The 25,049-nt window shown below is 59.6% G+C and carries 28 protein-coding genes; 17 read left to right on the top strand and 11 right to left on the bottom strand.

The features are described from left to right. Nucleotides 1-117 precede the first annotated feature (117 nt). The 8 genes from CER19_RS21060 to recX all read left to right on the top strand — a co-directional run bounded on the left by CER19_RS21060 (nt 118) and on the right by recX (nt 6,791). Nucleotides 118-2,340 (top strand): phage tail tape measure protein, encoded by a 2,223-nt coding sequence (locus CER19_RS21060; RefSeq protein ID WP_165861658.1) that lies wholly within the window; start codon nt 118-120, stop codon nt 2,338-2,340. Next, on the top strand, nt 2,340-2,723 hold the full coding sequence (locus CER19_RS21065) for a phage tail protein (protein ID WP_014717171.1): 384 nt from the start codon (nt 2,340-2,342) through the stop codon (nt 2,721-2,723). The genes CER19_RS21060 and CER19_RS21065 overlap by 1 nt, the downstream gene beginning before the upstream one ends. After that, nucleotides 2,716-2,928 carry a tail protein X gene (locus tag CER19_RS21070; RefSeq protein ID WP_044272200.1) on the top strand — a complete coding sequence of 71 codons (213 nt, stop codon included), beginning with the start codon at nt 2,716-2,718 and terminating at the stop codon, nt 2,926-2,928. The genes CER19_RS21065 and CER19_RS21070 overlap by 8 nt, the downstream gene beginning before the upstream one ends. A 9-nt stretch (nt 2,929-2,937) precedes the next feature. Then, nucleotides 2,938-3,939 carry a contractile injection system protein, VgrG/Pvc8 family gene (locus CER19_RS21075; protein ID WP_103451334.1) on the top strand — a complete coding sequence of 334 codons (1,002 nt, stop codon included), beginning with the start codon at nt 2,938-2,940 and terminating at the stop codon, nt 3,937-3,939. Between the two features lie 22 nt (nt 3,940-3,961). Beyond that, on the top strand, nt 3,962-4,519 hold the full coding sequence (locus CER19_RS21080; RefSeq protein ID WP_116667841.1) for a glycoside hydrolase family 19 protein: 558 nt from the start codon (nt 3,962-3,964) through the stop codon (nt 4,517-4,519). A 153-nt stretch (nt 4,520-4,672) separates the two neighbouring features. Continuing rightward, nucleotides 4,673-5,173: a CinA family protein gene (locus tag CER19_RS21090; protein ID WP_116667842.1), complete on the top strand. Its 501-nt coding sequence runs from the start codon at nt 4,673-4,675 to the stop codon at nt 5,171-5,173. Between the two features lie 83 nt (nt 5,174-5,256). Next, nucleotides 5,257-6,315 (top strand): recombinase RecA, encoded by a 1,059-nt coding sequence (gene recA / locus CER19_RS21095; protein ID WP_116667843.1) that lies wholly within the window; start codon nt 5,257-5,259, stop codon nt 6,313-6,315. 8 nt (nt 6,316-6,323) lie between these two features. Continuing rightward, a complete protein-coding gene (recX, locus tag CER19_RS21100; RefSeq protein WP_034118389.1) occupies nt 6,324-6,791 on the top strand; it encodes a recombination regulator RecX in 468 nt (155 codons plus the stop codon). Between the two features lie 61 nt (nt 6,792-6,852). On the opposite strand, the gene CER19_RS21105 is transcribed toward recX, so the two are convergent. Then, nucleotides 6,853-7,965, bottom strand: a complete 1,113-nt coding sequence (locus tag CER19_RS21105) for a TIGR00730 family Rossman fold protein (RefSeq protein WP_116667844.1) — start codon at nt 7,963-7,965, stop codon at nt 6,853-6,855. 293 nt (nt 7,966-8,258) lie between these two features. Beyond that, nucleotides 8,259-8,693, bottom strand: a complete 435-nt coding sequence (locus tag CER19_RS21110; RefSeq protein WP_034126491.1) for a PA3611 family quorum-sensing-regulated virulence factor — start codon at nt 8,691-8,693, stop codon at nt 8,259-8,261. Between the two features lie 178 nt (nt 8,694-8,871). Here CER19_RS21110 and CER19_RS21115 point away from each other — a divergent pair, with 178 nt between their 5' ends. The 3 genes from CER19_RS21115 to CER19_RS21125 all read left to right on the top strand — a co-directional run bounded on the left by CER19_RS21115 (nt 8,872) and on the right by CER19_RS21125 (nt 10,931). Then, nucleotides 8,872-9,591 carry a tRNA-uridine aminocarboxypropyltransferase gene (locus CER19_RS21115; RefSeq protein WP_116667856.1) on the top strand — a complete coding sequence of 240 codons (720 nt, stop codon included), beginning with the start codon at nt 8,872-8,874 and terminating at the stop codon, nt 9,589-9,591. Between the two features lie 251 nt (nt 9,592-9,842). Then, nucleotides 9,843-10,493, top strand: a complete 651-nt coding sequence (gene erdR, locus CER19_RS21120; RefSeq protein ID WP_003189050.1) for a response regulator transcription factor ErdR — start codon at nt 9,843-9,845, stop codon at nt 10,491-10,493. A gap of 75 nt (nt 10,494-10,568) precedes the next feature. Beyond that, nucleotides 10,569-10,931, top strand: a complete 363-nt coding sequence (locus CER19_RS21125; RefSeq protein ID WP_003189051.1) for a diacylglycerol kinase — start codon at nt 10,569-10,571, stop codon at nt 10,929-10,931. Between the two features lie 3 nt (nt 10,932-10,934). Here the strand turns inward: CER19_RS21125 and CER19_RS21130 are convergent, their stop codons facing one another. Further along, nucleotides 10,935-11,861: a LysR family transcriptional regulator gene (locus CER19_RS21130; protein ID WP_165861659.1), complete on the bottom strand. Its 927-nt coding sequence runs from the start codon at nt 11,859-11,861 to the stop codon at nt 10,935-10,937. Nucleotides 11,862-11,986: 125 nt separating this feature from the next. Here CER19_RS21130 and fpr point away from each other — a divergent pair, with 125 nt between their 5' ends. Then, complete coding sequence (gene fpr, locus CER19_RS21135) at nt 11,987-12,766, top strand: ferredoxin-NADP reductase (RefSeq protein ID WP_003189055.1); 780 nt, start codon at nt 11,987-11,989, stop codon at nt 12,764-12,766. A 182-nt stretch (nt 12,767-12,948) separates the two neighbouring features. Here fpr and tsaA read toward each other — a convergent pair whose 3' ends face one another. The 7 genes from tsaA to CER19_RS21175 form a co-directional block, all read right to left on the bottom strand. Then, entirely contained in the window at nt 12,949-13,644 is a 696-nt protein-coding gene (tsaA, locus tag CER19_RS21145; protein WP_116667847.1) for a tRNA (N6-threonylcarbamoyladenosine(37)-N6)-methyltransferase TrmO, read from the bottom strand. 3 nt (nt 13,645-13,647) lie between these two features. After that, nucleotides 13,648-14,109: a DUF1456 family protein gene (locus tag CER19_RS21150; protein WP_005785469.1), complete on the bottom strand. Its 462-nt coding sequence runs from the start codon at nt 14,107-14,109 to the stop codon at nt 13,648-13,650. A 69-nt stretch (nt 14,110-14,178) separates the two neighbouring features. After that, a complete protein-coding gene (locus CER19_RS21155) occupies nt 14,179-14,889 on the bottom strand; it encodes an rRNA pseudouridine synthase (RefSeq protein ID WP_116667848.1) in 711 nt (236 codons plus the stop codon). A gap of 207 nt (nt 14,890-15,096) precedes the next feature. Continuing rightward, on the bottom strand, nt 15,097-15,567 hold the full coding sequence (locus CER19_RS21160; RefSeq protein WP_116667849.1) for a GNAT family N-acetyltransferase: 471 nt from the start codon (nt 15,565-15,567) through the stop codon (nt 15,097-15,099). Between the two features lie 100 nt (nt 15,568-15,667). Further along, on the bottom strand, nt 15,668-17,008 hold the full coding sequence (rimO, locus tag CER19_RS21165; RefSeq protein WP_003231334.1) for a 30S ribosomal protein S12 methylthiotransferase RimO: 1,341 nt from the start codon (nt 17,006-17,008) through the stop codon (nt 15,668-15,670). 181 nt (nt 17,009-17,189) lie between these two features. Next, entirely contained in the window at nt 17,190-17,525 is a 336-nt protein-coding gene (locus CER19_RS21170) for an addiction module antidote protein (RefSeq protein WP_116667850.1), read from the bottom strand. Beyond that, the gene (locus CER19_RS21175) at nt 17,522-17,845 is read right to left on the bottom strand and encodes a type II toxin-antitoxin system RelE/ParE family toxin (RefSeq protein WP_116667851.1); all 324 of its coding nucleotides are present in this window, start codon (nt 17,843-17,845) and stop codon (nt 17,522-17,524) included. The genes CER19_RS21170 and CER19_RS21175 overlap by 4 nt, the downstream gene beginning before the upstream one ends. A 33-nt stretch (nt 17,846-17,878) precedes the next feature. Here CER19_RS21175 and CER19_RS28635 point away from each other — a divergent pair, with 33 nt between their 5' ends. From CER19_RS28635 to CER19_RS21190, 4 genes are all read left to right on the top strand, one after another. Beyond that, nucleotides 17,879-18,061, top strand: a complete 183-nt coding sequence (locus CER19_RS28635) for a hypothetical protein (RefSeq protein WP_133298353.1) — start codon at nt 17,879-17,881, stop codon at nt 18,059-18,061. A gap of 193 nt (nt 18,062-18,254) precedes the next feature. Further along, a complete protein-coding gene (locus tag CER19_RS21180) occupies nt 18,255-20,156 on the top strand; it encodes a potassium transporter Kup (protein WP_116667852.1) in 1,902 nt (633 codons plus the stop codon). Nucleotides 20,157-20,291: 135 nt separating this feature from the next. Continuing rightward, complete coding sequence (locus tag CER19_RS21185; protein ID WP_116667853.1) at nt 20,292-21,398, top strand: NADH:flavin oxidoreductase/NADH oxidase; 1,107 nt, start codon at nt 20,292-20,294, stop codon at nt 21,396-21,398. 303 nt (nt 21,399-21,701) lie between these two features. Further along, nucleotides 21,702-21,887, top strand: coding sequence for a hypothetical protein (locus CER19_RS21190; RefSeq protein ID WP_014717190.1), 186 nt, complete (start codon nt 21,702-21,704; stop codon nt 21,885-21,887). A 54-nt stretch (nt 21,888-21,941) separates the two neighbouring features. Here the strand turns inward: CER19_RS21190 and CER19_RS21195 are convergent, their stop codons facing one another. After that, entirely contained in the window at nt 21,942-23,567 is a 1,626-nt protein-coding gene (locus CER19_RS21195) for a glucan biosynthesis protein D (protein WP_116667854.1), read from the bottom strand. Nucleotides 23,568-23,871: 304 nt separating this feature from the next. Here CER19_RS21195 and CER19_RS21200 point away from each other — a divergent pair, with 304 nt between their 5' ends. Then, nucleotides 23,872-24,579, top strand: coding sequence for a tellurite resistance TerB family protein (locus tag CER19_RS21200; RefSeq protein ID WP_116667855.1), 708 nt, complete (start codon nt 23,872-23,874; stop codon nt 24,577-24,579). Nucleotides 24,580-25,049 lie beyond the last annotated feature (470 nt).

The raw sequence follows: 25,049 nt of genomic DNA on the forward strand, positions 1-25,049 counted from the left end.
GTGCCGCTGGTTTACTTGGTAAGCGAAGCGGAAATCCTCGACTGGGAAGCCGGCAAAGCAATGCGCCGCTACGACATCGCAATCAGTCGTCTTGGCGTTAAACAGGAGTAGAGCGCAATGGCAGGCAGTAATCACGGAGCGGGGTCAGCCATTGCCAAGGAAGGCGTGATGACTCAGGGCTCACTTCAAATGACAGGAGTGCAGGCCAGTCTCAAGCCTATCACCCAAGCGCTGCCGAGCCCGCTTGAGGTGGCACCGGGGAGTGCGGCGAGTTTGGCACTGGCATTGGCCGATGCCAGCTTGCAGATCAAGCATCTGGCCGACGGGCAGGTACGGCTGGTCGATACGCTGGAGCTGTTCAACGCCTCGTTGCTCAAGGTGATGGACGCCCGGCAAACCGAAGCTGCCGGGAACGCAGAGGGTACGAAGACCGCCGCGGCTAGCGACAAGCGCACACCCTCGCAGGCGCTGGACGCCGCGATGACCGACCTTGATCAACTGTTGATATTTGCCCGGCATGAGCGCAAGGGATTGCGTGAAGCCAACCTTGCCATGGCGTCCGAGCCGGTGGTGGCCGCCAGTGGTGCCAGTGCCGTCGACCTCGCGAAGGTCGAGTATGCCGCCGCCCGTTCCGGTATCGGCAGTGATCGTAAGGACGCTTCGGGCAATATCGACACCATTGGGCGCCAGGCAGACCTGCAGCAGTTCGCTCGCGACGCTGCGATCATGGCGACGGCGTTCAAGATCGACGTCAAAAATGCCGGCGAAATCATGGGCGGCTGGCGCGAGTCAATGCACCTTGATCGCGCACAAGCCTTGGACCTTGCCGACGCAACAAACGTACTGGGCACCCAGGTATCGCTCAAGGCTGAATCGGCGGATATCGGCGCTATTGTGCAACTTCAGGGCGCTGCCGCGAAGGCTGCGGGCATGAGTCCCGAACAGGCTGCAGCGCTTTCGGCGGCGTTGTTGAGCGCAGGTAACAGCAAGGCTGTTGCAGGTCTTGGGCTGGAAAAAATCAGCGCCGTCCTGGCTAAAGGCGACAACGCCTCTGCAGGGCAACGCAGTGCTTGGGCAGAGCTCAAGCTTGATCCAAAAGTACTCGCGGCGGGCATGAAACAGGACGCCCCACAGGCCGTGCTTACGGTGCTGGAGGCGCTCAAGTCGCAACCCGCTGAAAGAAAGGCGGTGCTGGCGACGCAGTTGTTCGACGGCAACCAGACGATTCTGAGCCTGGTACCGGTGATCGACAGCGTTAAACAGGCCTTTTCGCTGGTCGCAGAAAAACCCACCTACGCCACTTCCACGTTGGGCGACCAGGGTTCGGTCATGCGTTCGGCCGCGGTTCGCGCAGACTCCACTTACGCGCGTCGGCAAGCCTACGAGGCCAGTACCACACGCTTGAGCACCGCCTCTGATACAGCGTTGGCCCCCGTTGTGGATACCTCGCTGACCGCAATGAACGGCCTGGTCAATGGCGTGGCTTGGTTGGCGGAAGGCCTGCCCAAGGCTACCGCTGCTGTCACTTTGGCGGGGGCGGGGCTGATCCCGGTGGTTTCCGGTGTTTTCGGTGCCGTGAAAGACAAGATCTTCGAAAAAGTCGCAGGGAAAGTGCTCGGGGAAGGGCCGGCAGCAGGGAATAAAACCACACCGCCGGACAGCCAGCGCAAAGCCCCGAGTAATGACGGGCACAACGGTAATCGCCCGTCTGCTTCCGGCCCTGGCATCTCTGGCAAAGCGGCGAAGGTGAGCAAGCTGGCCAAAGGGGCCTCCCTCGGTCTGGTGGTGGCCCAGGCCGGTGTCGAGATGACGCAAGGCGCGATGACCGGGAACCTGGGTAAAGCGGTTGGCACCAGCGTGGGTTCGATCGGCGGCGGTGTTGCCGGCGGTGTCGTTGGTGATGTGGCAGGGATGGCGATTGGCCGAGCGGTCGGCACGCTGGCGGGAGCTGTTATCGGTTCGGTCGTTCCGGGTGCCGGCACAGTGTTGGGCGGTGTGATGGGCGGCGTCGCCGGGGGCGCAATCGGCAAGGTAGTCGGTGGGGCCGTGGGCACTTTCGTGGGCAGCGACGTCGGTGCGTGGCTGGCTGAAAAAGTGATGGGGACGGGCGATCGCCTGCCATCCCCCACAGAGGTCAGCAAAAACATCAACACCCCTCAAGCCGACAACCGCCAAATCAACTTCGCCCCGCAAATCACCATCACCGCGCCTGAACAAGCCAGCCATCAACAACTGGCGGCGCTCGTGGTGCAACAGATCGAAGCGCAATTTACCCCGCTGTCGATGGACAACCTGCTGGCGACCCGACGCGGCGCAGCACTCACCGATGGAGCTGTGTGATGCGACAACAGATGGTCTTGGGTACTTTTATTTTCGGGCTGTCCCGTGGGTTCGCCTACGACACGCTTGATCGTGGTAGTAGCGGGGGCTGGGTCAGCCTCGACATCATTGCCGGCAAACCTAAATCCAGCCAGGTCGGCCAGGGGCTCGAAACGCTGGCATTGGGCGGCAAGGCTGCGCGTGCCAATGGCATGGCGCGCCTGGATGAGTTGCGTACCCTGCAGGCCCTGCGGGCGCCGTTGCCTTTGGTGGACGGGTTAGGGCGTAACTGGGGACTATGGACCATCCAGTCGATCAGTGAAAAACAAGCCAGCGTGATCGACGACGGGACGGCCATGGTGATCAATTGGACGTTGTTACTGGAGGAGTTCGTCAATGCGTAGGGTTCGAAGTATTGCCGGCGACTCGGTGAACCTGTTGCTCTACCGCCAACTGGGGCGCAGTGATGATGCCGCAGAAGAGGCATTGTGGCGCTTGAACCCGGAGTTGGCCGAACAGGGTGCGGTACTGCCGGCGGGCGTCAGCGTGCTGGTGCCCGAATTGGACGCGCAACCGGTTGCGAGTCGGCCGGTTTCCGCCTGGGATTAAGGAGCCATCATGGCACTCGGATTTACACCTGTAGTGGAGCTATACGGAGCCAATGCCGCGTTATTCAACGAGCGGCTATTGGAGTGGGAGCATACCGACGCAGCGGGGTTTGTATCTGATCAACTGAAGCTGACCCTCGATATCGAGGGGCTTGAAGGGCTGCCCGATCTGGGCGGCAAAATCGGCCTGCGTATCGGCTACCTGGAATCGGGCCTGGTGGATAAGGGTGTGTTCAAGATTACCCAGCGTACGCCCTCAATGTTCCCATTGCGGCTGGTACTGGTGGCCACTGCGGCGCCCTTCGACGAGCACGAATTCAAGCAGCGCCGCACTGCCAGCCATGGGCCGATAACCCTGGGGGCGCTGTTTCGCCAACTGACCACCCGATACGGTTTTTCACCGCGTGTGGCGCCTGAACTCGACGGTGAGCCGATCGCGCACATCGATCAGACCAATGAAAGCGACATGGCTTTTCTCACGCGCTTGGCCAAGCGTTTCGATGCGGTGGCCAAGCCTGTCGATGAGCTGTATGTACTGGGGCGCAAAGGCCAGATCAAGACGCTGTCGGGTAAGGCATTGCCGGATGTGCGGTTGTCGATCACCCATGACAATCGTCCAGGTGACCGCGCGTTCATCAGCGCCAGTTTCACCGAAACCAGCCGTGCCAAATATAACGGCGCGCAAACGTCATGGTGGGATGCGGCAGCCGGAAAACAGCGTGTCGTCAAGGTGGGCATCGCCCCCTTCAAAGTGGTGACACAGCGATATCAGAGCGAGGACGAAGCACGCTCGGCGGCGCAGGGAGAGATGCGGCGGGTGGGGCGCGAAGGGTTGCAGATTGATGTGGTCTGCCCTGGTAATCCTTCGTTGGCTGCTGAAGGCCTGTTGCTGCTGGATGAGTCGTGGCCGGGGTTCATGCAAGGGCGCTGGTCGATTAAAACGGTGAAATCCAGGGGCGAGCGAAAGGGTGGCTATCGGAGTACGGTCCAGGCCAGCGGCTTGTCGGTGTAGATCCTTCCTTAGAGTAAACCCCATGGTAATCACACATGCTCAGCTTCTGGGTGTAATGCCTGGAGCCCGCCTTCGCGCGGGCATTTTTTTAACCTTTCTAAATGCGGCCTTTGCGGGACACCAGATCAATACGGCCCGTCGCGTCGCCGCCTTCCTCGCCCAAATCGGTCACGAGTCTGCCCAGTTACAGTACGTGCGCGAATTGGGCAGTGATCAATACTTGAGCAAATATGACACCGGTGTCTTGGGGGCGCGCCTGGGCAACACCCCGGAAGCGGACGGAGATGGACAAAAGTATCGCGGCAGAGGGCTGATCCAGATAACCGGCCGTCGTAATTACCTTGCGTGCAGCCAAGCACTGTTCGGCGATGATCGCCTGCTGCTTCAGCCGCAACTGCTGGAACAACCGCAATGGGCCTGCGAATCCGCCGCCTGGTTCTGGCAAAGCAACGGTCTCAACGAACTTGCCGACAAAGACCAGTTCACCACCATCACCCGCCGCATCAACGGCGGCCTCAATGGTCTGGATGACCGTTTGCAGTTGTGGGCGCGGGCGAAGGCGGTGCTGTGCGTGTCCTAGGTGCGTTTCGCTTGATCGGTGTGCGCCTGCTCATGGTGCATGTGTGGCAGGTACAGGCCGTCGCGCATTCGTCTCTTGATGCACTCTGTGTCTTGCATGGTCGATGGGCTCCTGTAGGGTAGGCAAACCCCCCGCCCATTCCTGGAGACGACCGTGAAGGAAATCACTCAACTGGCTGCCGAACTGGGGCGCCGTTTGCAGGTGCTCAGTGCCCACGTCACCACTGCCGAGTCCTGTACCGGCGGCGGCATCGCCGAAGCCATCACGCGGATCCCTGGCAGTTCGGCCTGGTTCGAGGCGGGCTATGTCACCTATTCCAACCGACAGAAGACCCGGCAGTTGAATGTGCCGGAAAAACTGTTTACCAAAGTCGGGGCCGTCAGCCAGGAAGTGGTGGAAGCGATGGCCCGCGGCGCGCAGGAAAAAAGCCTGGCGCGGTTTGCCGTGGCGGTCAGCGGTGTGGCCGGCCCCGATGGCGGTTCGCCGGACAAACCGGTGGGCACTGTTTGGCTGGCTTTTGCCGTGGGCGACGAGGTGACAGCCGAGCTTGCGCACTTCCCCGGCAACCGCGACGAAGTCCGCCGACAAACGGTAAAAGCCGCACTGGAGGGCTTGTTGCGACGAGCTGCAGCAGAAATCGAGAATCAGGGGTAGGCGATCACCGATCTTTGTGGAACAATACTGTCTACTTATACAGGTGTTGGCCGTCAGGCCTTATTGATTACGTGAGGACTTTAATGGACGACAACAAGAAGAAAGCCTTGGCTGCGGCCCTGGGTCAGATCGAACGTCAATTCGGCAAGGGTGCCGTAATGCGTATGGGCGATCACGACCGTCAGGCGATCCCGGCTATTTCCACTGGCTCTCTGGGTCTGGACATCGCGCTCGGCATTGGCGGCCTGCCAAAAGGCCGTATCGTTGAAATCTACGGCCCTGAATCTTCCGGTAAAACCACCCTGACCCTGTCGGTGATTGCCCAGGCGCAGAAAATGGGCGCCACCTGTGCGTTCGTCGACGCCGAGCACGCCCTGGATCCTGAATACGCCGGCAAGCTGGGCGTCAACGTCGATGACCTGCTTGTTTCCCAGCCGGACACCGGCGAGCAAGCCCTGGAAATCACCGACATGCTGGTGCGCTCCAACGCCATTGACGTGATCGTGGTCGACTCCGTGGCAGCCCTGGTGCCCAAGGCTGAAATCGAAGGCGAAATGGGCGACATGCACGTGGGCCTGCAAGCCCGCCTGATGTCCCAGGCGCTGCGTAAAATCACCGGTAACATCAAGAACGCCAACTGCCTGGTGATCTTCATCAACCAGATCCGCATGAAGATCGGCGTGATGTTCGGCAGCCCGGAAACCACCACCGGTGGTAACGCGCTGAAGTTCTACGCTTCGGTCCGTCTGGATATCCGCCGTACTGGCGCGGTGAAGGAAGGTGACGAGGTTGTCGGTAGCGAAACCCGCGTCAAGGTCGTAAAGAACAAAGGGGCCCCGCCATTCCGTCAGGCCGAGTTCCAGATTCTCTACGGCAAGGGTATCTACCTGAACGGCGAGATGATCGACCTGGGCGTACTGCACGGTTTCGTCGAGAAGTCCGGTGCCTGGTATGCCTACAACGGCAGCAAGATCGGTCAGGGCAAGGCCAACTCGGCCAAGTTCCTGGCGGATAACCCGGATATTGCTGCCACGCTTGAGAAGCAGATTCGCGACAAGCTGCTGACCCCGGCGCCGGACGTGAAAGCTGCCGCTAACCGCGAGCCGGTTGACGAGATGGAAGAAGCCGACACTGACATCTGAAGCAAACGATGACTGTTGTACTGGATACACTCGTTGCTGTTCGGCGCACTGCAATGGACCTGCTCGCTCGCCGCGAGCATGGCCGAGTCGAGCTGACGCGTAAATTGCGTCAGCGCGGCGCGGAGCCTGAGATGATCGAAACAGCCCTCGACCGTTTGACGGAAGAGGGGCTGTTGTCAGAAGCCCGTTACCTTGAAAGTTTTGTGTCCTATCGAGCGCGCTCCGGTTACGGCCCTGCGCGGATTCGTGAAGAGCTGAGCCAGCGTGGTCTGCAACGTGCCGATATCGACCTTGCCCTGCGTGAGTGCGGTATCAGCTGGCAGTCGCAGTTGGAAGACACTTGGCGCCGCAAGTTTGCGGGGCACCTTCCGATTGATGCCAGGGAACGTGCGAAGCAAGGGCGCTTTCTGAGCTATCGCGGGTTTTCGATGGACATGATCAGTCGCTTGTTGAGCGGCCGGGATATGGACGACTGAACGCCCCAAAACGAAAGGCCCACTATGAAAATAGTGGGCCTTTTTTTTCGCCTGCAAAAAACTACGCCGGCAGTGATGTCACGCGTTGCTGCGTCTTGCCTTGGGCCTGTGCCCAGTTTTCCGGCAGGTTGATGTAATCCACCAATTCACGCAGTCGCCCCTGGTCGCGGCCATTGAAGTTGAACACCAGGCGGGTCAAGTGACTGAACCTTGGTTCGTCATGGTCTTCGCCTGTATAGGCGAGCTGTTGAAACTCGCCACTGAGCCGCAGGCTGGCAAATTCTTGCTGCAAATGGGCCAGAGCACGCTCACTGAGAGGATGGTTCATGCGCACCACAAACTCGCGTTTCAACCAACGAGTGGAGTGGAAGTTGGCATAGAACTGGTTGATTTCATCCACTGCTTCTTCGGCGCTGTAGACCAGGCGTATCAGCTTGAGGTCGGTGGGCAGGATATAGCGATTGGCTTCCAACTGGCTGCGGATAAAGTCCAGGGCGCCTTGCCAGAACCCACCGCCCGGCGCATCCAGCAACACGACTGGCACCAGCGGGCTCTTGCCAGTCTGGATCAGGGTCAGTACTTCCAGAGCCTCGTCCAGGGTGCCGAAACCGCCTGGGCACAACACCAGCGCGTCAGCTTCCTTGACGAAGAACAGCTTGCGGGTAAAGAAGAAGTGGAATGACAGCAGGTTTTCGGTGCCATCGATGGTGGGGTTGGCGTGCTGTTCAAAGGGTAACGTGATATTGAACCCCAGGCTGTGCGCCAGGCCCGCGCCTTCGTGGGCTGCCGCCATGATGCCGCCGCCACCGCCGGTGATAACCATCAGGTCGGAGCGCGCCAATGCTGCACCCACTTCTCGGGCCAGCGCATACAGTGGGCTTTCCACAGGTGTACGTGCCGAGCCGAACACCGTCACCTTGCGCCGGCCCTTGAATTGTTCGAGTACGCGAAAGGCATGGTCCAATTCACGAATGGCGCGCAGGGTGATCTTGGCATTCCAGCGGTCCCGGTCGTCCTGGGCCATGCGCAGAACGGTAAGGATCATGTCGCGATAAAGGGGAATATTCGGGCTGTTGGGGGCGATCAACTGAATTTGCGCGTCGACCTGCTGCGTGAGATCGGTCCCGTTTTCTTCAAAATGACGAAGCAACTGATCATTGGATTCATAAGGCATTCAACTTCTCCTTCTTTACAGGGCCTGGATAGTCGACGAGAGCGTCGTCGGGGCCACGACACTGCATGTGTCGTTGCATGCCACAGGAGGGCAGGCCGCTTATGCCCTGAAAGTGTTACTGAACAGCATTGAAATAGCTGTGGGCGGGCGTATGGGATGGCTTGATCATGGGCCGAAAAACCCTTGGCTGGCAACCGCTTATTGGTTACGCATCAGAGCGTTCAGTTGTTGGCAGAAAACGGATCGAGGGATTGCGCGCCGCTGGACAGCCGCGCGCGAGGGTTTAGCAGTGGTTACTTTTTCTTCTTCGCCGGAGCCGGGCAATCGGCCTCTGCAAACTTGACCGAAGCCACCGGCCGATTGGTCTTGTTCTCGGTGATTTCGTAGCGCATCACCGCGCCCTTGGCCATCAGCTCGCGGTAGCCTGGGTTGGTGCACACACTGCGGCCTAGCTGGAAATACACAGCCTTTGGGTTGGCGCGCATCTGTTCGGCACGATCAGGCAGCACGCTGAGGTGATCGATCAACTGCATGCCTTCAACGGTGTAGGCGACTTCCAGGGTTTTTTCATCGATTTCCCGGGGCAGGTCCTTGTTGCTTTCGGCCGCGACGCTTTGCAGCTTCTTGTTCATTTGAGCCTCCAGCAGCGAGGCCGCGTGGGCGCCCATAGGCAAGACCAGCGCAAGGGCGACGGATGGGGCAACAAGGCGCAGCATGGAACGCAGCATGAAACTCTCCTGATTCGGTTACTGGTGCATAGACCAGCCACTGCGCTGTGCGTTCAGTGGCGCGCAATTATAGGTGAGCCCTTGCCACTACAGCCAGGCGTATCGCTGGTAAACTGCGGGACTTCTGTTTTTCACGAGTTTGTTCCGTGTCGATTTCTTCTACTTCGCCGCGTGCCCGATGAGTCACGCCGTCTCCCGTTTGCGTACTCAGCGTCTGGCGCGTGCCGTCCGGCCGTTTCTCAATCGGGGTTCCCGTGCTGAGCGTTGTGCCGGCTGTCGGGTCATTCCTGAATATTGCCTGTGTGCCTGGCGGCCGCAGGTAGAAGCCAAGTCTGCCATGTGCCTGTTGATGCATGACGTAGAGCCGATGAAACCCAGCAACACGGGTTGGCTGATCGCCGATGTCATACACGACACCACCGCGTTCGCCTGGTCGCGCACCGAAGTCGACCCCGAGTTGCTCAGGTTGCTGGCCGACCCGCAGTGGCAACCGTACATCGTATTTCCCGGTGAATTCGTGGCGCCGCAACGGGTGGTCAGTGAAGTGCGCGTGGAGGAGGGCAAGCGCCCGCTGTTCATTCTGCTGGACGGTACCTGGAGCGAAGCGCGCAAGATGTTTCGCAAAAGCCCCTATCTGGAGCATCTACCAGTGCTGAGCCTGGCGCCCGAGCAGTTGTCGCGCTACAAACTACGGCGCTCCAAGCGCGATGACCATTTCTGCACCGCCGAGGTGGCGGCGCTGTGCCTGGAACTGGCCAATGACCTGGCCGCCAGCGAAGTGCTGGATGCTTACCTTGATGTGTTCAGCACTCATTACCTGGCTGCCAAGTTCCAACTGCCACTGGATGCGGCAGACACCGTGCATACCCGCCTTGCACCCTACATCCCGGCGGTATAACCAGACGACGTTTGCATGATGGCACTGTAAGCCCGCAACCCGCTAAAATCCCCACGGGCGTAGTGCTTGACCCTCCAGGCTACGCTGGGCATGCTGTGCGCCGATTGGGCGCAACCGTGAATTATCGACGTCGTTTCATGTGTTTTTGACGTTGAGCGGGCCCTGTGGCGATCGCTGCCTGGCCGTCGCCTCGTGTATTGGTGAACCCTGAACCCATCAGGGCTCCCATAAAAAACAGGATCATTTAACCAATGGCCACATACGAAATCCTGATTGCCGATGACCACCCGCTGTTTCGCAGCGCACTGCATCAGGCCGTAACCCTGGGCCTTGGCCCCGACGTACGTCTGGTCGAAGTGGCCAGCATTGCCGAACTGGAAGCCCGCCTTACCGAAAAGTCCGACTGGGACCTGGTGTTGCTCGACCTGAACATGCCGGGCGCCTACGGTTTCTCCGGGCTGGTGCTGCTGCGTGGTCAATACCCACAGATCCCCGTGGTGATGGTGTCAGCCCAGGAAGAAGCCGACGTGGTGGTGCGCTCCAAGGAGTTTGGCGCCAGCGGTTTCATTCCCAAGTCCAGCGCGATGGAAGATATCCAGAAAGCCGTGCGCACGGTGTTGGACGGCGATGTGTCCTGGCCACCCCAGGCGTTTGAAGAAATCAATGTGTCCGATGAAGCCAAGGCCGCCCGCGATGGCCTGGCCAGCTTGACGCCCCAGCAGTTCCGGGTATTGACCATGGTCTGCGAAGGGTTGTTGAACAAGCAGATTGCCTACGAATTGAGTGTGTCGGAAGCGACCATCAAGGCCCACGTTACGGCGATTTTCCGTAAGTTGGGCGTGCGTACGCGCACCCAGGCGGCGTTGCTGTTGCAGCAACTCGAGTCTATCTCGCAACATTAAGTTACAGCCGCTTCACGCTTTTTTGACTTTGCGTGATCTAGCTTCCCCACTTCTTTGGTTCAGTTGCCTACATCTATGTCGCCTTTCAAGGGTCAAACCGGTATCAAACGTATCTTCAATGCAGGGGGCTATTCCCTGGATGGCCTGCGCGCGGCATTCACTGGCGAGGCGGCATTCCGCCAGCTGGTCTTGCTGAACGTCATCCTGATCCCCCTGAGCTTTTTCCTGCAGGTCAGCCGGGTTGAACGGGCGCTGCTGATTGCAGTGTGTTTGTTGGCGCTGATCGTTGAATTGCTCAACTCAGCGGTGGAAGCGGCCATTGACCGTATTTCCCTGGACCGCCACCCGCTGTCGAAAAACGCCAAGGACATGGGCAGCGCCGCGCAGTTCGTGGCACTGACCATGATCACTCTGGTATGGGCCGTGATCCTGATCTGAGGATCACGCGATACTCGGCAGCACGATCTCGTCGCTGCGCTGCACCCCAGCGGTGAAGGCGCGGCACAGTTCGAGAAACTCGCGCATCGCCGAGGTCTGGTACTTCTGTTTGTGCCAGATGAAGTAGAACTGTCGGGCCAGGTCCAGGTCCGGGGTCTCCACCGGCACCAGGCTGCCGCGGCGGAAGGCATCGCGCAGCGCCAGCCGTGAAATGCAGCCAATCCCCAAGCCTGACTCCACAGCCCGCTTGATCGCCTCGGTGTGTTCCAGCTCCAGGCGGATATTCAGTGCGCTACGGTGATGACGCATAGCCTGATCGAAGGTCAGGCGCGTGCCCGAGCCTTGTTCCCGCAGGATCCACGCTTCGTGGGTCAATTCGTCCATGGTGGCCACGCCACGCGTGGCCAAATGATGCTGGGGCGCACAGAACACCACCAGCTCATCTTCCACCCACGTCTGCACCTCGATATCCGGGTGGCTGCAGTCGCCCTCAATTAGACCCAGGTCAATTTCGTAGTGGGCAACCTGATGCACGATATGGGCAGTGTTCTGCACATGCAGCTTTACCTGGCTCTCGGGGTGTTGCTGCATAAAGCTGCCAATCAGCAGCGTCGCCAGGTAATTGCCGATGGTCAGCGTGGCGCCAACCGCCAGGGAGCCGAAGCCGGACTTGCCGTTGAGCAGGTCTTCGATCTCCTTGGCCTGGTCCAGCAGTGCCACGGCCTGGGGCAGCAGCTGATGACCGAGGGCATTGAGGCTCAGGCGCTTACCGGCGCGGTCGAATAATTGGCAGCTGGATTGACGCTCCAGCTCGGTAATCGACGTGCTGGCGGCGGATTGAGATAAGGCCAGAAGGCCAGCAGCGCGGGAGACGCTTTCCTGCTGGGCGACGGCGACGAAAACTTGCAGTTGACGGAGAGTAAATCGCATATCGATATAACCGATAACCCTTATCTTAATAATCCAGTTAACAGATATTGTCGCCGCCATTAGAATGCTGTGCAATTGCGCATCCTTACCTTTGGCGCAGACCCATTTCCAGGAGTCCCCCGTACATGAGCAACATGAACCACGAGCGTGTCCTCAGTGTTCATCACTGGAACGACACTCTGTTCAGCTTCAAGTGCACCCGCGATCCGGGCCTGCGCTTCGAGAACGGTCAGTTCGTGATGATCGGCCTGCAACAGCCCAACGGCCGCCCGCTCATGCGCGCTTACTCCATTGCCAGCCCGAACTGGGAGGAGCACCTGGAGTTCTTCAGCATCAAGGTGCCCGATGGCCCGCTGACTTCCCAGTTGCAGCATCTGAAGGAAGGCGACGAGATCATCATCAGCAAAAAACCGACAGGCACCCTGGTGCTTGACGATTTGAAGCCGGGCAAGCATCTGTATCTGCTCAGCACCGGTACTGGCCTCGCCCCATTCATGAGCGTGATCCAGGACCCGGAGACCTACGAGCGTTTCGAAAAAGTCATCCTGTGCCACGGCGTGCGCTACGTCAACGAAGTCGCCTACCGCGAATTCATCACCGAGCATCTGCCGCAGAACGAGTTCTTCGGCGAGGCCCTGCGTGACAAGTTGATCTACTACCCGACCGTGACCCGCGAGCCGTTCGAAAACGAAGGCCGCCTGACCGACCTGATGCGCAGTGGCAAGCTGTTCAGCGACATCGGCCTGCCGCCGATCAATCCTGAGGACGACCGCGCCATGCTGTGCGGCAGCCCAAGCATGTTGGATGAGACCAGCGAAGTGTTGAACAGCTTCGGCCTGAAGGTTTCGCCACGGATGCGTGAGCCGGGTGACTACCTGATCGAGCGCGCGTTCGTCGAAAAGTAACCTCGGCTCACTTGTAGGAGCGAGCTTGCTCGCGAAGGGCGCCAACGATAACGCTGGCACCTTGAATGAACGCGGTGCTTGTTCGTTTTTCGCGAGCAAGCTCGCTCCTACAGTTGAATGCGTTTGCAAAGAAAAGCCCGCGTTGCCTGTGAAGGCAACGCGGGCTTTTGCGTTTCTGCGATTTACTGCGCCGGAACCACTTCCAGCACACAAATCATCCCCGGCTCCGGGTAGTGCCAGCGCACATCCACATCCCAGAACCGCACCCCGTATTCCCGTTCTGAGGTAGGAACCTGATACGCCGGCCGCGGATCCTGTGCCAGACACTGTTCAATCAGCGCCACCAACGGCTCACCAAGGCGCTGGGCGTGGCCCTGCGCCTGTTGCAGTGCAGCCTTGAGCCATTGCACGCCGATCAGCGGGGGCGCATCACTGGCGATGTCGTTGGTGGCCGCATCCACGATATCGGCATAGGGCACATACGGTTTGATATCCAGCACCGGCGTGCCATCGAGCAAATCTATGCCGGATATCCACAACCGCCCCGGCTCCACCTTGTCCAGCTTCACCACCGACTGGCCGATGCCATTGGGACGATGGGTCGCACGGGTCGCGAACACGCCCATGGAGGTATTGCCTCCGAGGCGTGGCGGGCGCACTTTCAGGCGTGGCTTGTCTTCCAGGGCCTGATGAAACAGAAACAGCAGCCACACATGGCTGACCTGCTCCAGCCCCTGCACCGCCTCACCCTGGTCGAACGGCGCCACCAACTCCAGCACGCCGCGGGCAGCCGGCGCCAATTGCGGTTGGCGCGGGATGGCGAACTTCTCCTTGAAGCAAGAGCGCACGAAGCCGACCGGGGAGACCTGATAGCTCATGGCTTAAGCACGAACCCGCAGGGTCAAGCCCTTGAGGAAGTTGCGCAGCAACTGGTCGCCACAGGTGCGGTAGTTGGTATGGCCGAACTTGCGGAACAGCGCGCTCAGCTCTGGCTTGGACACCGGGAACTCCGCCGCCTTAAGGATTGCATGCATGTCGTCTTCCTTCAGTTCGAAGGCCACACGCAGCTTTTTCAGGATGATGTTGTTGGTCACCGGGGTTTCGATCGGCTGCGGCGGGCGGCTTTCGTCCTTGCCGCGCTTGAAAATCACCAGGCCATCGAGGAAGTGAGCCATGACTTCATCCGGGCAGAACACGAAGCCTTCTTCCTCATCTTTTTTGAGGTAGGTCAGCAGGTCTTCCTTGGTCACGTCCATGCCGCCGAGCTTGATGATCTCGACCATCTTGTTGTCGCTGATGTCGAGCATGTAGCGCACGCTGCGCAGTACGTCGTTGTGAATCATGGTGGGCAATCCTGGTATTCAACTGATGACACCGCCGGAATCAGGCGGTGTCGGGAAAAGGGGAACGGCTTAGAACTTCTCTTTGCCGGACAGGTAACGCCATTGGCCCACTGGCACCTTGCCGATGGACACGCCGCCGATGCGGATGCGGCGGATGGCGATGACTTTCAGGCCAACGGCTTCGCAGAACAGCGCGATCACGCCGGGTTGCGGGTTTTTCATCGCAAAGCGCAGGCGGTTCTCGTTCTGCCAGCTGGCTTTGACGGCAGGCAGCTCTTTGCCTTTGTAGGTCAGGCCGTGGTTCAGGCGGTTAAGGCCGTGGGCAACCATGTCGCCTTCGACTTCCACCACGTATTCCTGCTCGATCTTGGCGGCATCGGCGGTCAATTTGCGCAGAATCTTCCAGTCCTGGGTGAACACCAACAAGCCACTGGCCTTGGCTTGCAGGTCGGCGCTGGCGCTCAGGCGCAGGAAGTGCCCCTTGAGCGGACGCTTGCCGAAGCGGTGTTCTTCAGAAAGGGTTTCAGCGCTGATCGAAGCCATGGCGGTTTCAGCATTCACGCCTGCGGGGGCGTGCAGCAGGATGGTCACCGGCTCTGGCGCGGTGGCTTTAGCTTCCGGGTCCAGCTCGACCTTCTCGTCAGTGACCTTGAACTGCGGCTCGTCGATTACTTCGCCGTCCACCGAGACCCAGCCGCCTTCGATAAACAGCTCAGCCTCCCGACGGGAGCAACCGACCAGTTCGATAAGGCGTTTGGAGAGGCGTATGGGGTCAGTCATGACAAGGGCCGTAACAAAAGGGGGCCACTATTGTACCTGCCTGGCGCCGGTTAATCCCGGCCCCATTTCAGCACATGTGCCATAACAATTATTTAACTGACACCCCACGGGGCAAATGTGGGAGCTGGCTTGCCTGCGATGGCGGTATACCAGCACCGGATGGGTAGACTGACCCGACGCCTTCGCAGGCAAGCCAGCTCCCACAGTTCAGGCATTACGGGCCCGTTGCTGCTGGTGTAGGCGCAGGTGCAACAACGGATAAGGCTGCCCAAGCCCATCGTGTTCCGTTCGCCCGATCACCTCGAAGCCTTGCTTGAGGTAAAAACCCAGGGCTTGCGGGTTCTGTTCGTTGACGTCCAGTTCATCGGCATTCATGTGTTCGATGGCGTAGCCCAGCAATTGCCGGCCCAGCCCCTGGCCACGGTAGTGCGGGTCGATAAACAGCATCTCCACCTTGCCCGCCGACACTCCGGCGAAGCCGGTAATGCGCTGGCGCGCGTCCTTGGTGCAGATCAGCATGACCGCATCGAGGTAGCGGGTCAGCACCAGGTTTTTCAACATGTCGATATAGCTGTCCGGGAGGAAGTCGTGGGTGGCGCGTACCGAGTCCTCCCAGATCTGCACCAGGCGCGCGTAGTCGCTGGTTTTAGGTGTGTGAATCACCGAATGCTGACGCATACCCGCTGTCCCTTGCTGTATTCGGGGTTGATGGGCAATACGATAGACCTAAAAAAGCCCCGCATCTTCTCAGAGGCGAGGCTTTTTTATCATCGTGCGATCAGTCGCGCTTTTCAGCCCACAAGTCGTACTCGTCGGCGTCGGTCACAGTGCACCACACTTTGTCACCCGGCTTCAGGCCGCTGGCATCGTCGATAAACACGTTACCGTCGATTTCAGGGGCGTCGAAGAAGCAACGACCCACCGCGCCTTGCTCGTCGACTTCATCGATCAGCACTTCGATTTCCTTGCCGATGCGCAGTTGCAGGCGTGCCGAGCTGATGGCCTGCTGGTGCGCCATGAAGCGCTCCCAACGGTCTTGCTTGACGTCGTCCGGCACCACGGCCAGGTCCAGCAGGTTGGCCGGCGCACCTTCCACTGGCGAGTACTGGAAGCAACCGACGCGGTCCAGCTGCGCTTCGGTCAGCCAGTCCAACAGGTACTGGAAGTCTTCCTCGGTCTCGCCGGGGAAACCGACGATGAAGGTGGAGCGGATGATCAGCTCCGGGCAGATCTCGCGCCAGTTCTTGATGCGTGCCAGGGTCTTGTCTTCGAACGCCGGGCGTTTCATCGCCTTGAGCACTTTCGGGCTGGCGTGCTGGAACGGGATGTCCAGGTACGGCAGGATCTTGCCGGCGGCCATCAGCGGGATCAACTCGTCCACGTGCGGGTACGGGTAAACATAGTGCAGGCGCACCCACACGCCCAGGCTGCTGAGGGCTTCGCACAGCTCGGTCATGCGGGTTTTCACCGGCGCGCCGTTCCAGAAACCGGTGCGGTATTTCACGTCGACGCCGTAGGCGCTGGTGTCCTGGGAGATCACCAGCAACTCCTTGACGCCAGACTTCACCAGGCGCTGGGCCTCGTCGAGCACGTCACCCACCGGGCGGCTCACCAGTTTGCCGCGCATCGACGGGATGATGCAGAAGCTGCAGCTGTGGTTGCAGCCTTCGGAAATCTTCAGGTACGCGTAGTGGCGTGGGGTCAGCTTGATGCCTTGAGGCGGCACCAGGTCGATCAGCGGGTTGTGATCCTGGCGTGGCGGCACCACCTCGTGCACGGCATTGACCACCTGCTCGTACTGCTGCGGGCCGGTCACCGCCAGCACACTCGGGTGCACGTTGCGGATATTGCCTTCTTCCACCCCCATGCAGCCGGTCACGATGACCTTGCCGTTTTCCTTGATGGCTTCGCCGATCACTTCCAGGGATTCGGCTTTTGCCGAGTCGATGAAGCCGCAGGTGTTGACCACCACCACGTCGGCGTCCTGGTAAGTGGACACGACGTCGTAGCCTTCCATACGCAATTGCGTGAGGATGCGCTCGGAGTCGACAAGCGCCTTCGGGCAACCCAGGGAAACAAAGCCAACCTTGGGGTTGGCTTTTGCGATGGTGGTGGACATGTCTAACCTCGGTATTGAATGACGCTGCCGGTCGTGCACGACAAGGCAACGGATGGGCGCTTGGTGCGCCTCTGATCAAAAAGTGCGCAATTCTATCGACGGCTAACGCACTTGACCAGCTTTATGCAGGGAAATGCGACGAGTGCTGTATCGGGGCATTCTTACAGCCGTTACCACTCTCTTAAGCCCGGACGTCTTGCTCTGCGCGGTGCGATACAACTTTAGACATGCCCACACCTAACGCCTGAAGCACTTTCAGGAGAGTGGAGAGCTTCGGGTCGCCGCCGACGGCGATGGATCTGTAGAGATTTGCTCTATTGAGGCCCGTATTCTGCGACAAGCTGAGCATTCCGCCACGGGCTTCCGCGACTCGGCGGACAGCGACAAGGAAGGCGTCCTCACCACCCGCTTCATCAATTTCCTCAAGTGCGACAGAAAGATATTCGAGAGCAAACGCTTCGTCGTCTCGGAGCATTTCAAGAACGCTATCTTCATGAGAGCGAGTATGAATGGTCATTTTTGCTGCACCTTGTAAGATTTCCAGAGAGCCTTGGCCTGATCGATGTCGTTTTGCTGTCTGGCCTTTGAACCACCACCCAACAGGAAAACAATTTTTCGATCTTGGATTGCGTAATACACGCGAAAGCCAGGTCCGAAGTCGAGCTTCATCTCAAAGACCCCATCACCCACCGGCTCGGTAATTCCAAAGTGACCAAGGGATGCTCGGTCCACTCTGGTGGTGATTCGTGCCTTTGAACGCGTGTCTTGCACGGTATCTAGCCAAGCTTGATAAATATCCACGCCATTGGCTGACAGTACATGTTTCACTTCGTACATGTGGAATGTACCTTAAAAGAGACAGATCGATGATTGAGTTTTTATATCGACCGCGAGCGCCAGACAGTCGGCACGCTTTTTATTGATCAGCAAGCTGGAGTCCCGGCTTACGCCGCTAAGGCAGCTCTACCGAGTCGGGCCAAAAATATACGGCTGACGGTAAATGTGATCAATGCAGGCAAAAAGGCTCCAAAACGCCTTGTCATCTATTACTGACTGCCTAAAACGACACCCAAATCACTTGAGCAGGGAAATGCGACGAGTGCTGCGCTATGCTTCGCGCCGTTGCGCACGGGTAATGCCCTTGGGTCAATAAAACGTCTGTTACGAGAAGTAAAACAGCGCATGCTAGGGTCAGCTTAGTCGTGCTGTTTATAAAAGACCTCAGGTCAAAGGGCAGGAGTGGTTGATGGGTCAGGCAAGTAGTCAGGCAGCAGGTGCCGAACATTCAAAAGCCAAGCCGATTGGCATGCTGGTGGCGGCGGTCGGGGTGGTTTATGGCGATATCGGGACCAGCCCGCTCTACACCCTTAAAGAGGTGTTCAACGGTGGTTATGGGGTGCAGGTCAACCATGACGGTGTCTTGGGGATCCTGGCGCTGATCTTCTGGTCGCTGATCTGGGTGGTGTCGATCAAGTATGTGCTGTTCGTGCTGCGTGCCGACAACCAGGGCGAGGGCGGCATCATGGCCCTCACCGCGTTGGCCCGGCGAGCTGCCGGGAAGCACACGAAATTGCGCAGTTTCCTGGTGGTGTGTGGCCTGTGTGGCGCGGCGTTGTTCTACGGCGACAGTATGATCACCCCGGCGATTTCGGTGTTGTCGGCCATCGAAGGCTTGGAACTGGCGTTCGACGGCCTGGAAAAATGGGTGGTGCCCATTGCCCTGGTGGTGCTGGTGGCGCTGTTCCTGATCCAGAAACACGGCACCGACCGCATCGGCAAGCTGTTCGGCCCGGTGATGGTTACCTGGTTCCTGGTATTGGGCGGCCTGGGGGTGTACGGCATCCTGCAGCAACCCGAAGTGCTCAATGCACTGAACCCAGCGTGGGGCGTGCGCTTCTTTATGGTTCACCCCGGTATTGGCGTGGCGATCCTCGGCGCGGTGGTGCTGGCATTGACCGGCGCCGAAGCGTTGTACGCCGACATGGGCCACTTCGGCCGCAAACCCATCGCCCGCGCCTGGTTCCTGCTGGTGCTGCCGGCGCTGGTGCTCAACTATTTCGGCCAGGGCGCGATGCTGCTGGGCGATCCGGAGGCAGCGCGCAACCCGTTCTACCTGCTGGCGCCGAGCTGGGCGCTGGTCCCGTTGGTGGGCTTGTCCACCATGGCCACGGTGATTGCTTCCCAGGCGGTGATTTCCGGCGCGTTCTCGTTGACCCGCCAGGCGATCCAGTTGGGTTATATCCCGCGCATGCATATCCAGCACACCTCCAGTGCCGAACAGGGCCAGATCTATATCGGTGCAGTGAACTGGTCGTTGATGGTCGGCGTGATCCTGCTGGTGCTGGGCTTCGAATCCTCCGGTGCCCTGGCCTCGGCCTACGGCGTAGCTGTGACGGGCACCATGCTGATGACCACCATCCTGGTGTCGGCGGTCATGCTGCTGCTGTGGAAATGGCCACCGGTGCTGGCCGTGCCGCTGTTGCTCTGCTGCCTGTTGGTGGACGGCCTGTTCTTCGCGGCTAACGCGCCGAAGATCATCCAGGGCGGCGCTTTCCCGGTACTGGCGGGGATCGTGCTGTTTGTGCTGATGACCACCTGGAAGCGCGGCAAGCAATTGCTGGTCGAACGCCTCGACGAAGGTGGCCTGCCGCTGCCCATCTTTATCAGCAGTATTCGCGTACAGCCACCCCATCGCGTTCAGGGCACGGCAGTGTTCCTCACCGCGCGGCCCGACGCCGTGCCCCATGCGCTGTTGCACAACCTGCTGCATAACCAGGTGCTGCATGAGCAGGTGGTGCTGTTGACCGTGGTCTACGAAGACATTCCACGGGTACCAGCGGCGCGGCGCTTCGAGGTGGATGCCTACGGCGAAGGCTTCTTCCGGGTGATCCTGCACTTCGGGTTTACCGATGAACCGGACGTGCCCGAAGCGCTGAAACTGTGCCATCTGGATGATCTGGACTTCAGCCCGATGCGCACCACTTACTTCCTCAGCCGGGAAACGGTGATTGCCTCGCGCATCAAAGGCATGGCCCGTTGGCGCGAAGTGTTGTTTGCCTTCATGTTGAAAAACGCCAACGGCAACCTGCGGTTCTTCAAACTGCCGGTCAACCGCGTGATCGAGCTGGGTACCCAGGTCGAGATGTAAGGCGCTGCCTACCGGGAGCCGGCAATCGGCTCCCGCTTTCCTTCTGAACCCTGTGCAATCGATGGTTGTCGACTAGGCTGGTAGGAGCGAGCTTGCTCCTACAAAAATGCCTATGAAGCCCAGAAGAGGTGCGCCATGAGTCAGCTGCTCGAACCTTATACCCTGCGCCAATTGACCCTGCTCAACCGCATCGCGGTTTCACCCATGTGCCAATACTCCAGCGACGATGGCCTGGCCAATGACTGGCACCTGGTGCATCTCGGCAGCCGGGCCGTGGGGGGCGCCGGATTGATTTTCACCGAGGCCACGGCTGTGACTGCTGATGGCCGCATCACCGCCCAGGACCTGGGCCTGTGGAACGACGCCCAGATCGAACCGCTGCGGCGCATTACCCGTTTTATCGCGGCACAGGGCGCGGTGGCTGGGATTCAGCTGGCCCATGCCGGGCGCAAGGCCAGCACCCATCGGCCATGGATCGGCAAACACGGCAGCGTCAAGCCGGAGGAGGGCGGCTGGGTGCCGGTGGGCCCCTCGCCGATTGCCTTCGACCCCAATCACACCCAGCCCAAGCCACTGGACGAAGCACAGATCCAGCAAGTGATCGCCGACTTTGTCGCCGCCGCCAAGCGCGCCTTGACCGCAGGCTTTGAAGTGGTGGAAATCCACGCCGCCCATGGGTATCTGCTGCACCAGTTTCTCTCGCCGATCAGCAACCAGCGTCAGGACCACTACGGTGGCTCGTTCGAAAACCGCATTCGCCTGGTGCTGGAGGTAACCACGGCCGTACGTGCGGCCTGGCCTCAGGAGTTGCCACTGTTTGTGCGGGTATCGGCTACCGACTGGGTCGAAGATGGCTGGAACCCGGATGAAACCGTGGAGTTGGCGCGCCGCCTGAAAGACTTGGGCGTTGACTTGATCGACGTGTCCTCTGGCGGCACCGCTGCCAATGCCGAGATTCCCACCGGCCCCGGCTATCAGACGCGCTTCGCCGAGCGAGTGCGCAAGGAGTCGGGCATCGCTACCGGTACGGTCGGCATGATTACCGAACCCGCCCAAGCCGAGCACATCCTGCGTACCTGCCAGGCCGACATTATTTTCCTGGCCCGTGAACTGCTGCGAGACCCCTACTGGCCGCTGCACGCCGACGACGACTTGGGCGGGCGCAAGGCAACCTGGCCGGCGCAATACCAGCGAGCAACCCATCGGGACCAGCCGATCCATGAATCGGACCTGCGGGATTGATCCTGTACGCAACCTTGCCAAACCCACCCTGATACGGTGGGTTTTTTCTTGCTCGCGTTATAGGCGTTTCGCAGTCGACATTGGCCATCGCGTGAGTAATGGCTGTAGGGTTTTATTACCGACGTTATTTTTTAAGTTAATACTCTAAAAAAATCCCACGAATGATGAGATAGTTTCTACGCTAAGGGTAAGCCCGACTCCTGGCCCAGGGAGACAGGCGGTTGGTCCGCGAAGCCGTTGCGCTTTCCGGGAGTTGGGAAATGGGCACCAGGAGTGTTTGACTGATATCGGGAGTAGCGGTCCATGGCCAAGTCCTATGGCGTAGCGGGTGCGGTGGCGTCTTTTCTGAGCCGTCGGATGTCCTTGCGGGGTCGAAGGTTGAGTTCAGATGAGATGGAGTTGCTGGTGCAATACCGGGCGCTGACCGAGAGCGATCAGGTGGCGATGCGCTATCTGATTGGCGCGATGAAAAGCGTGTCGCGATTCTGAGCCAAATCCGATCATTCCCACGTTATTGCGTGGGAATGATCGTGCAGTGTGGCATCAGGTGTACTTGCGTTGCTCTGGCGCAGGCGGGAAGTACTGATACAGCCAGGTTTCACTCAGGGTGCGGTCCTGGGTTCGTATAAACAGGCGCAATTCGACGGGTTCCACGCTGTCGCTGGTGGGGTACCAGTCGAACAGGATGCGGTAGCCCTTGATATTGTCCAGCACCAGCACGCTGAAGTCCTTCACCTCACCATGGGAACAGGTCACCACGGGTTCGATGCCGGTGCCCGCTGGCAAGCGATCCAGGCCGCCGCCCTTGAAGTCCACGGCGAAACGCCGCGCCCATACCTTCGGATAATGCTCGCCGGGTGCCCAGCCTTCGGTAAAGCCGCCCATGCCCGAGCGGGTCGCATCGACCTGTGCCAGCGGCGTGCTCACTGGCGGCAGTGCGCTCCAGTACAGCTTGTAGCCGTAGTTGAGCGAATCACCGGCAGCCACGGGCTTTTTCGGGGTCCAGAAGGCCACGATATTGTCCAGGGTTTCGCCAGTGGTGGGGATTTCCAGCAAGTCGATGGAGCCTTCGCCCCAGGCCGTGGTCGGTTCAACCCACAGGCTTGGGCGTTTGCTGTACCAGTCGACGGTGTCCTGGTAGCTGGCGAACTCATGGTCGGTCTGCACCAGGCCGAAGCCTTTGGGGTCGGTGTCGGCGAACGCGTTGAATTGCAGCTTGGCTGGGTTGTTCAGGGGCCGGCAGACCCATTCGCCGTTGCCGCGCCACATGGCCAGGCGGTCTGAGTCGTGGATTTGCGGGTGGATGGTGTCGCACATGCGGCGCTCATGGGTGCCGCAGCTGAACATACTGGTCATGGGCGCGATGCCCAGTTGTTCGATGGCCGTGCGCGCATTGATGTGCGCGTCGATCGCCATCACCACTTGGTTGGCCTGGCAGTCGATATCGAAGCGGTAGGCGCCAGTGGCGCTTGGCGAGTCGAGCAGGGCGTAGACCACAAAACGCGTGGCGTTCTTGTCCGGGGTTTCGAACCAGAACTGCGTGAAATCGGGGAATTCCTCGCGTTTTTTCGCGTAGGTATCAATCGCCAGGCCACGCGCCGAGAGGCCGTACTGGCCGGTGGAATCCACTGCACGGAAGTAGCTGGCGCCGAGAAACGACAGCACGTCATGGCGGTCCAGCTCTGGCGCCTTGAACAGCTTGAAGCCGGAGAAACCCAGGTCGCCGGTCAGTTGCTGGGTGTCCACCGTGGTTTTTTCATAGTTGAACAGTGAAGGGCGAAAATGCACTTCGCGGGCTTCACGGGTCTTGGGGTCGACGCTGTGCATGCGCACCGGCGTCTTGAAGCCCATGCCGACGTGGAAGAACTGCACGTCCAGTTGGCCGTTCAACTCCTTCCACAGCGAATGGTTACGGTCATAGCCGATGGCGTTGAAATTCTGCGGGGTCATGGTGGCCAGGGTCGGCGGCAGCACCTGCTCAGTGTCCTGGTAGTCACGGGTGGCCAATTGCTTGGCCTGGGCCTTGAGCGATTCGAAATCGAACGCCACGGCCTTGCCATCGGCAGCCCGATTCCCGGCCCAGGCCTGCGCGGCCAGCAGGCCACTGGCCGACAAACCGGTGTAAGCCGCAATGGCCATGGATGCTTTGAGCAAATTCCTGCGGTGCATAGAGACAACCTGTCGTGAGCAAATCCCGCGCCGTTCCTGGCACGTAGCGGATCAGAAATAACGGTTCGGACATGCCTTCGGCCAAACGCAACGGACAATAAACAGACGCCGGATAGCTTAAGCGGTTCGATGAACAAGGCAAATTGATTGATGCCGGGATGATGGCGTTGCATGTGCAACAAGACATTTCCAGCATCGCAGTAGAACGTTACATCTGGAAGCACTCTAGATCGCGGCTTTTTGGCACTTAGTTTTACGCTGGAGGCCTATTGGTCCTACGAACCCAAGTGTCTGGAGGCTACGAATGAATACCCGTGGATTGCTCGATCAACTGCTTAAGTCTGGCCAGGACATGTTGCAAAACAAGGCCGGCGGCCAACGCAAGTCCAATGACAAGGGCGCCCTCGGCGGCTTGCTCAGCGGTGGCGGGCTCGGCAGCATGCTCGGCGGTGCAGGCGGCGGCGCCCTGGCGGCGGGGGCCATGGGCTTGCTGCTGGGCAACAAGAAAGCCCGCAAATTCGGCGGCAAGGCGCTCACCTACGGCGGCCTGGCCGCACTCGGTGTGATTGCCTACAAGGCTTACGGCAACTGGCAGGCCCAGCAGGCCAGCGCGCCCCAAGGCGAGCCGCAAACCATCGACCGCCTGCCGGCTGCCCAGGTGGAGCAACACAGCCAGGGCATTCTCAAGGCGCTGGTGGCCGCGGCCAAGGCTGATGGGCATGTGGATGAGCGCGAGCGCGCCTTGATCGAAGGGGAATTTACCAAGCTGGACAACGACCAGGAGCTGCAACACTGGCTGCACGTCGAACTCAACAAGCCCCTGGATCCCACCGACGTCGCCCGCGCCGCCAGCACCCCGGAAATGGCCGCCGAAATGTACATCGCCAGCGTGATGCTGGTGGATGAGGAAAACTTCATGGAAAAAGCCTACCTGGACGAACTGGCCCGCCAACTGAAACTTGAGCCCGGTTTAAAGCTTGAGCTGGAAAAACAAGTACGGCTTAACGCATAAACAAGGCCGCACGCCAATCAAAATTGTGGGAGCGGGCTTGCTCGCGAATGCGGTAGACCAGTCACTCTATTTCTGACTGACTGACTGACTGACTGACTCACGCCATCGCGGCATAGGTATCAACACCGTAACCACGATGCGAAGCGAGCCGCTCTTGATCTGGCTCTTGATCTGCTCTTGATCTTAGGCGCCCCGTCAAACCACGCTGGCCGGAATTCGACAGGGATTTGGGGGGTAAACCGGCAGGGATGCCGGTTTAGCCGCCCCGCGCCATGGATGGCGCGTGGCGGCGGCCCCCCAAATCACTGGCGGATTACGGGCACACCGAGCCAAAGCGAGGTGCCGAGTGGTGGGGCAAGAGCCCTTTGGTAACTTTGGGGCTCTTCAAAATTGCCCCGCCGTTGAACTGCCCCCCGAATGTTGGACACCTGACCCCCTCGGGAGGGTGTTCCATGACGAAATACAACATG

Origin of the sequence: Pseudomonas sp. GL93 (assembly GCF_003408955.1) — a bacterium.
Classification (GTDB): domain Bacteria; phylum Pseudomonadota; class Gammaproteobacteria; order Pseudomonadales; family Pseudomonadaceae; genus Aquipseudomonas; species Aquipseudomonas paracarnis.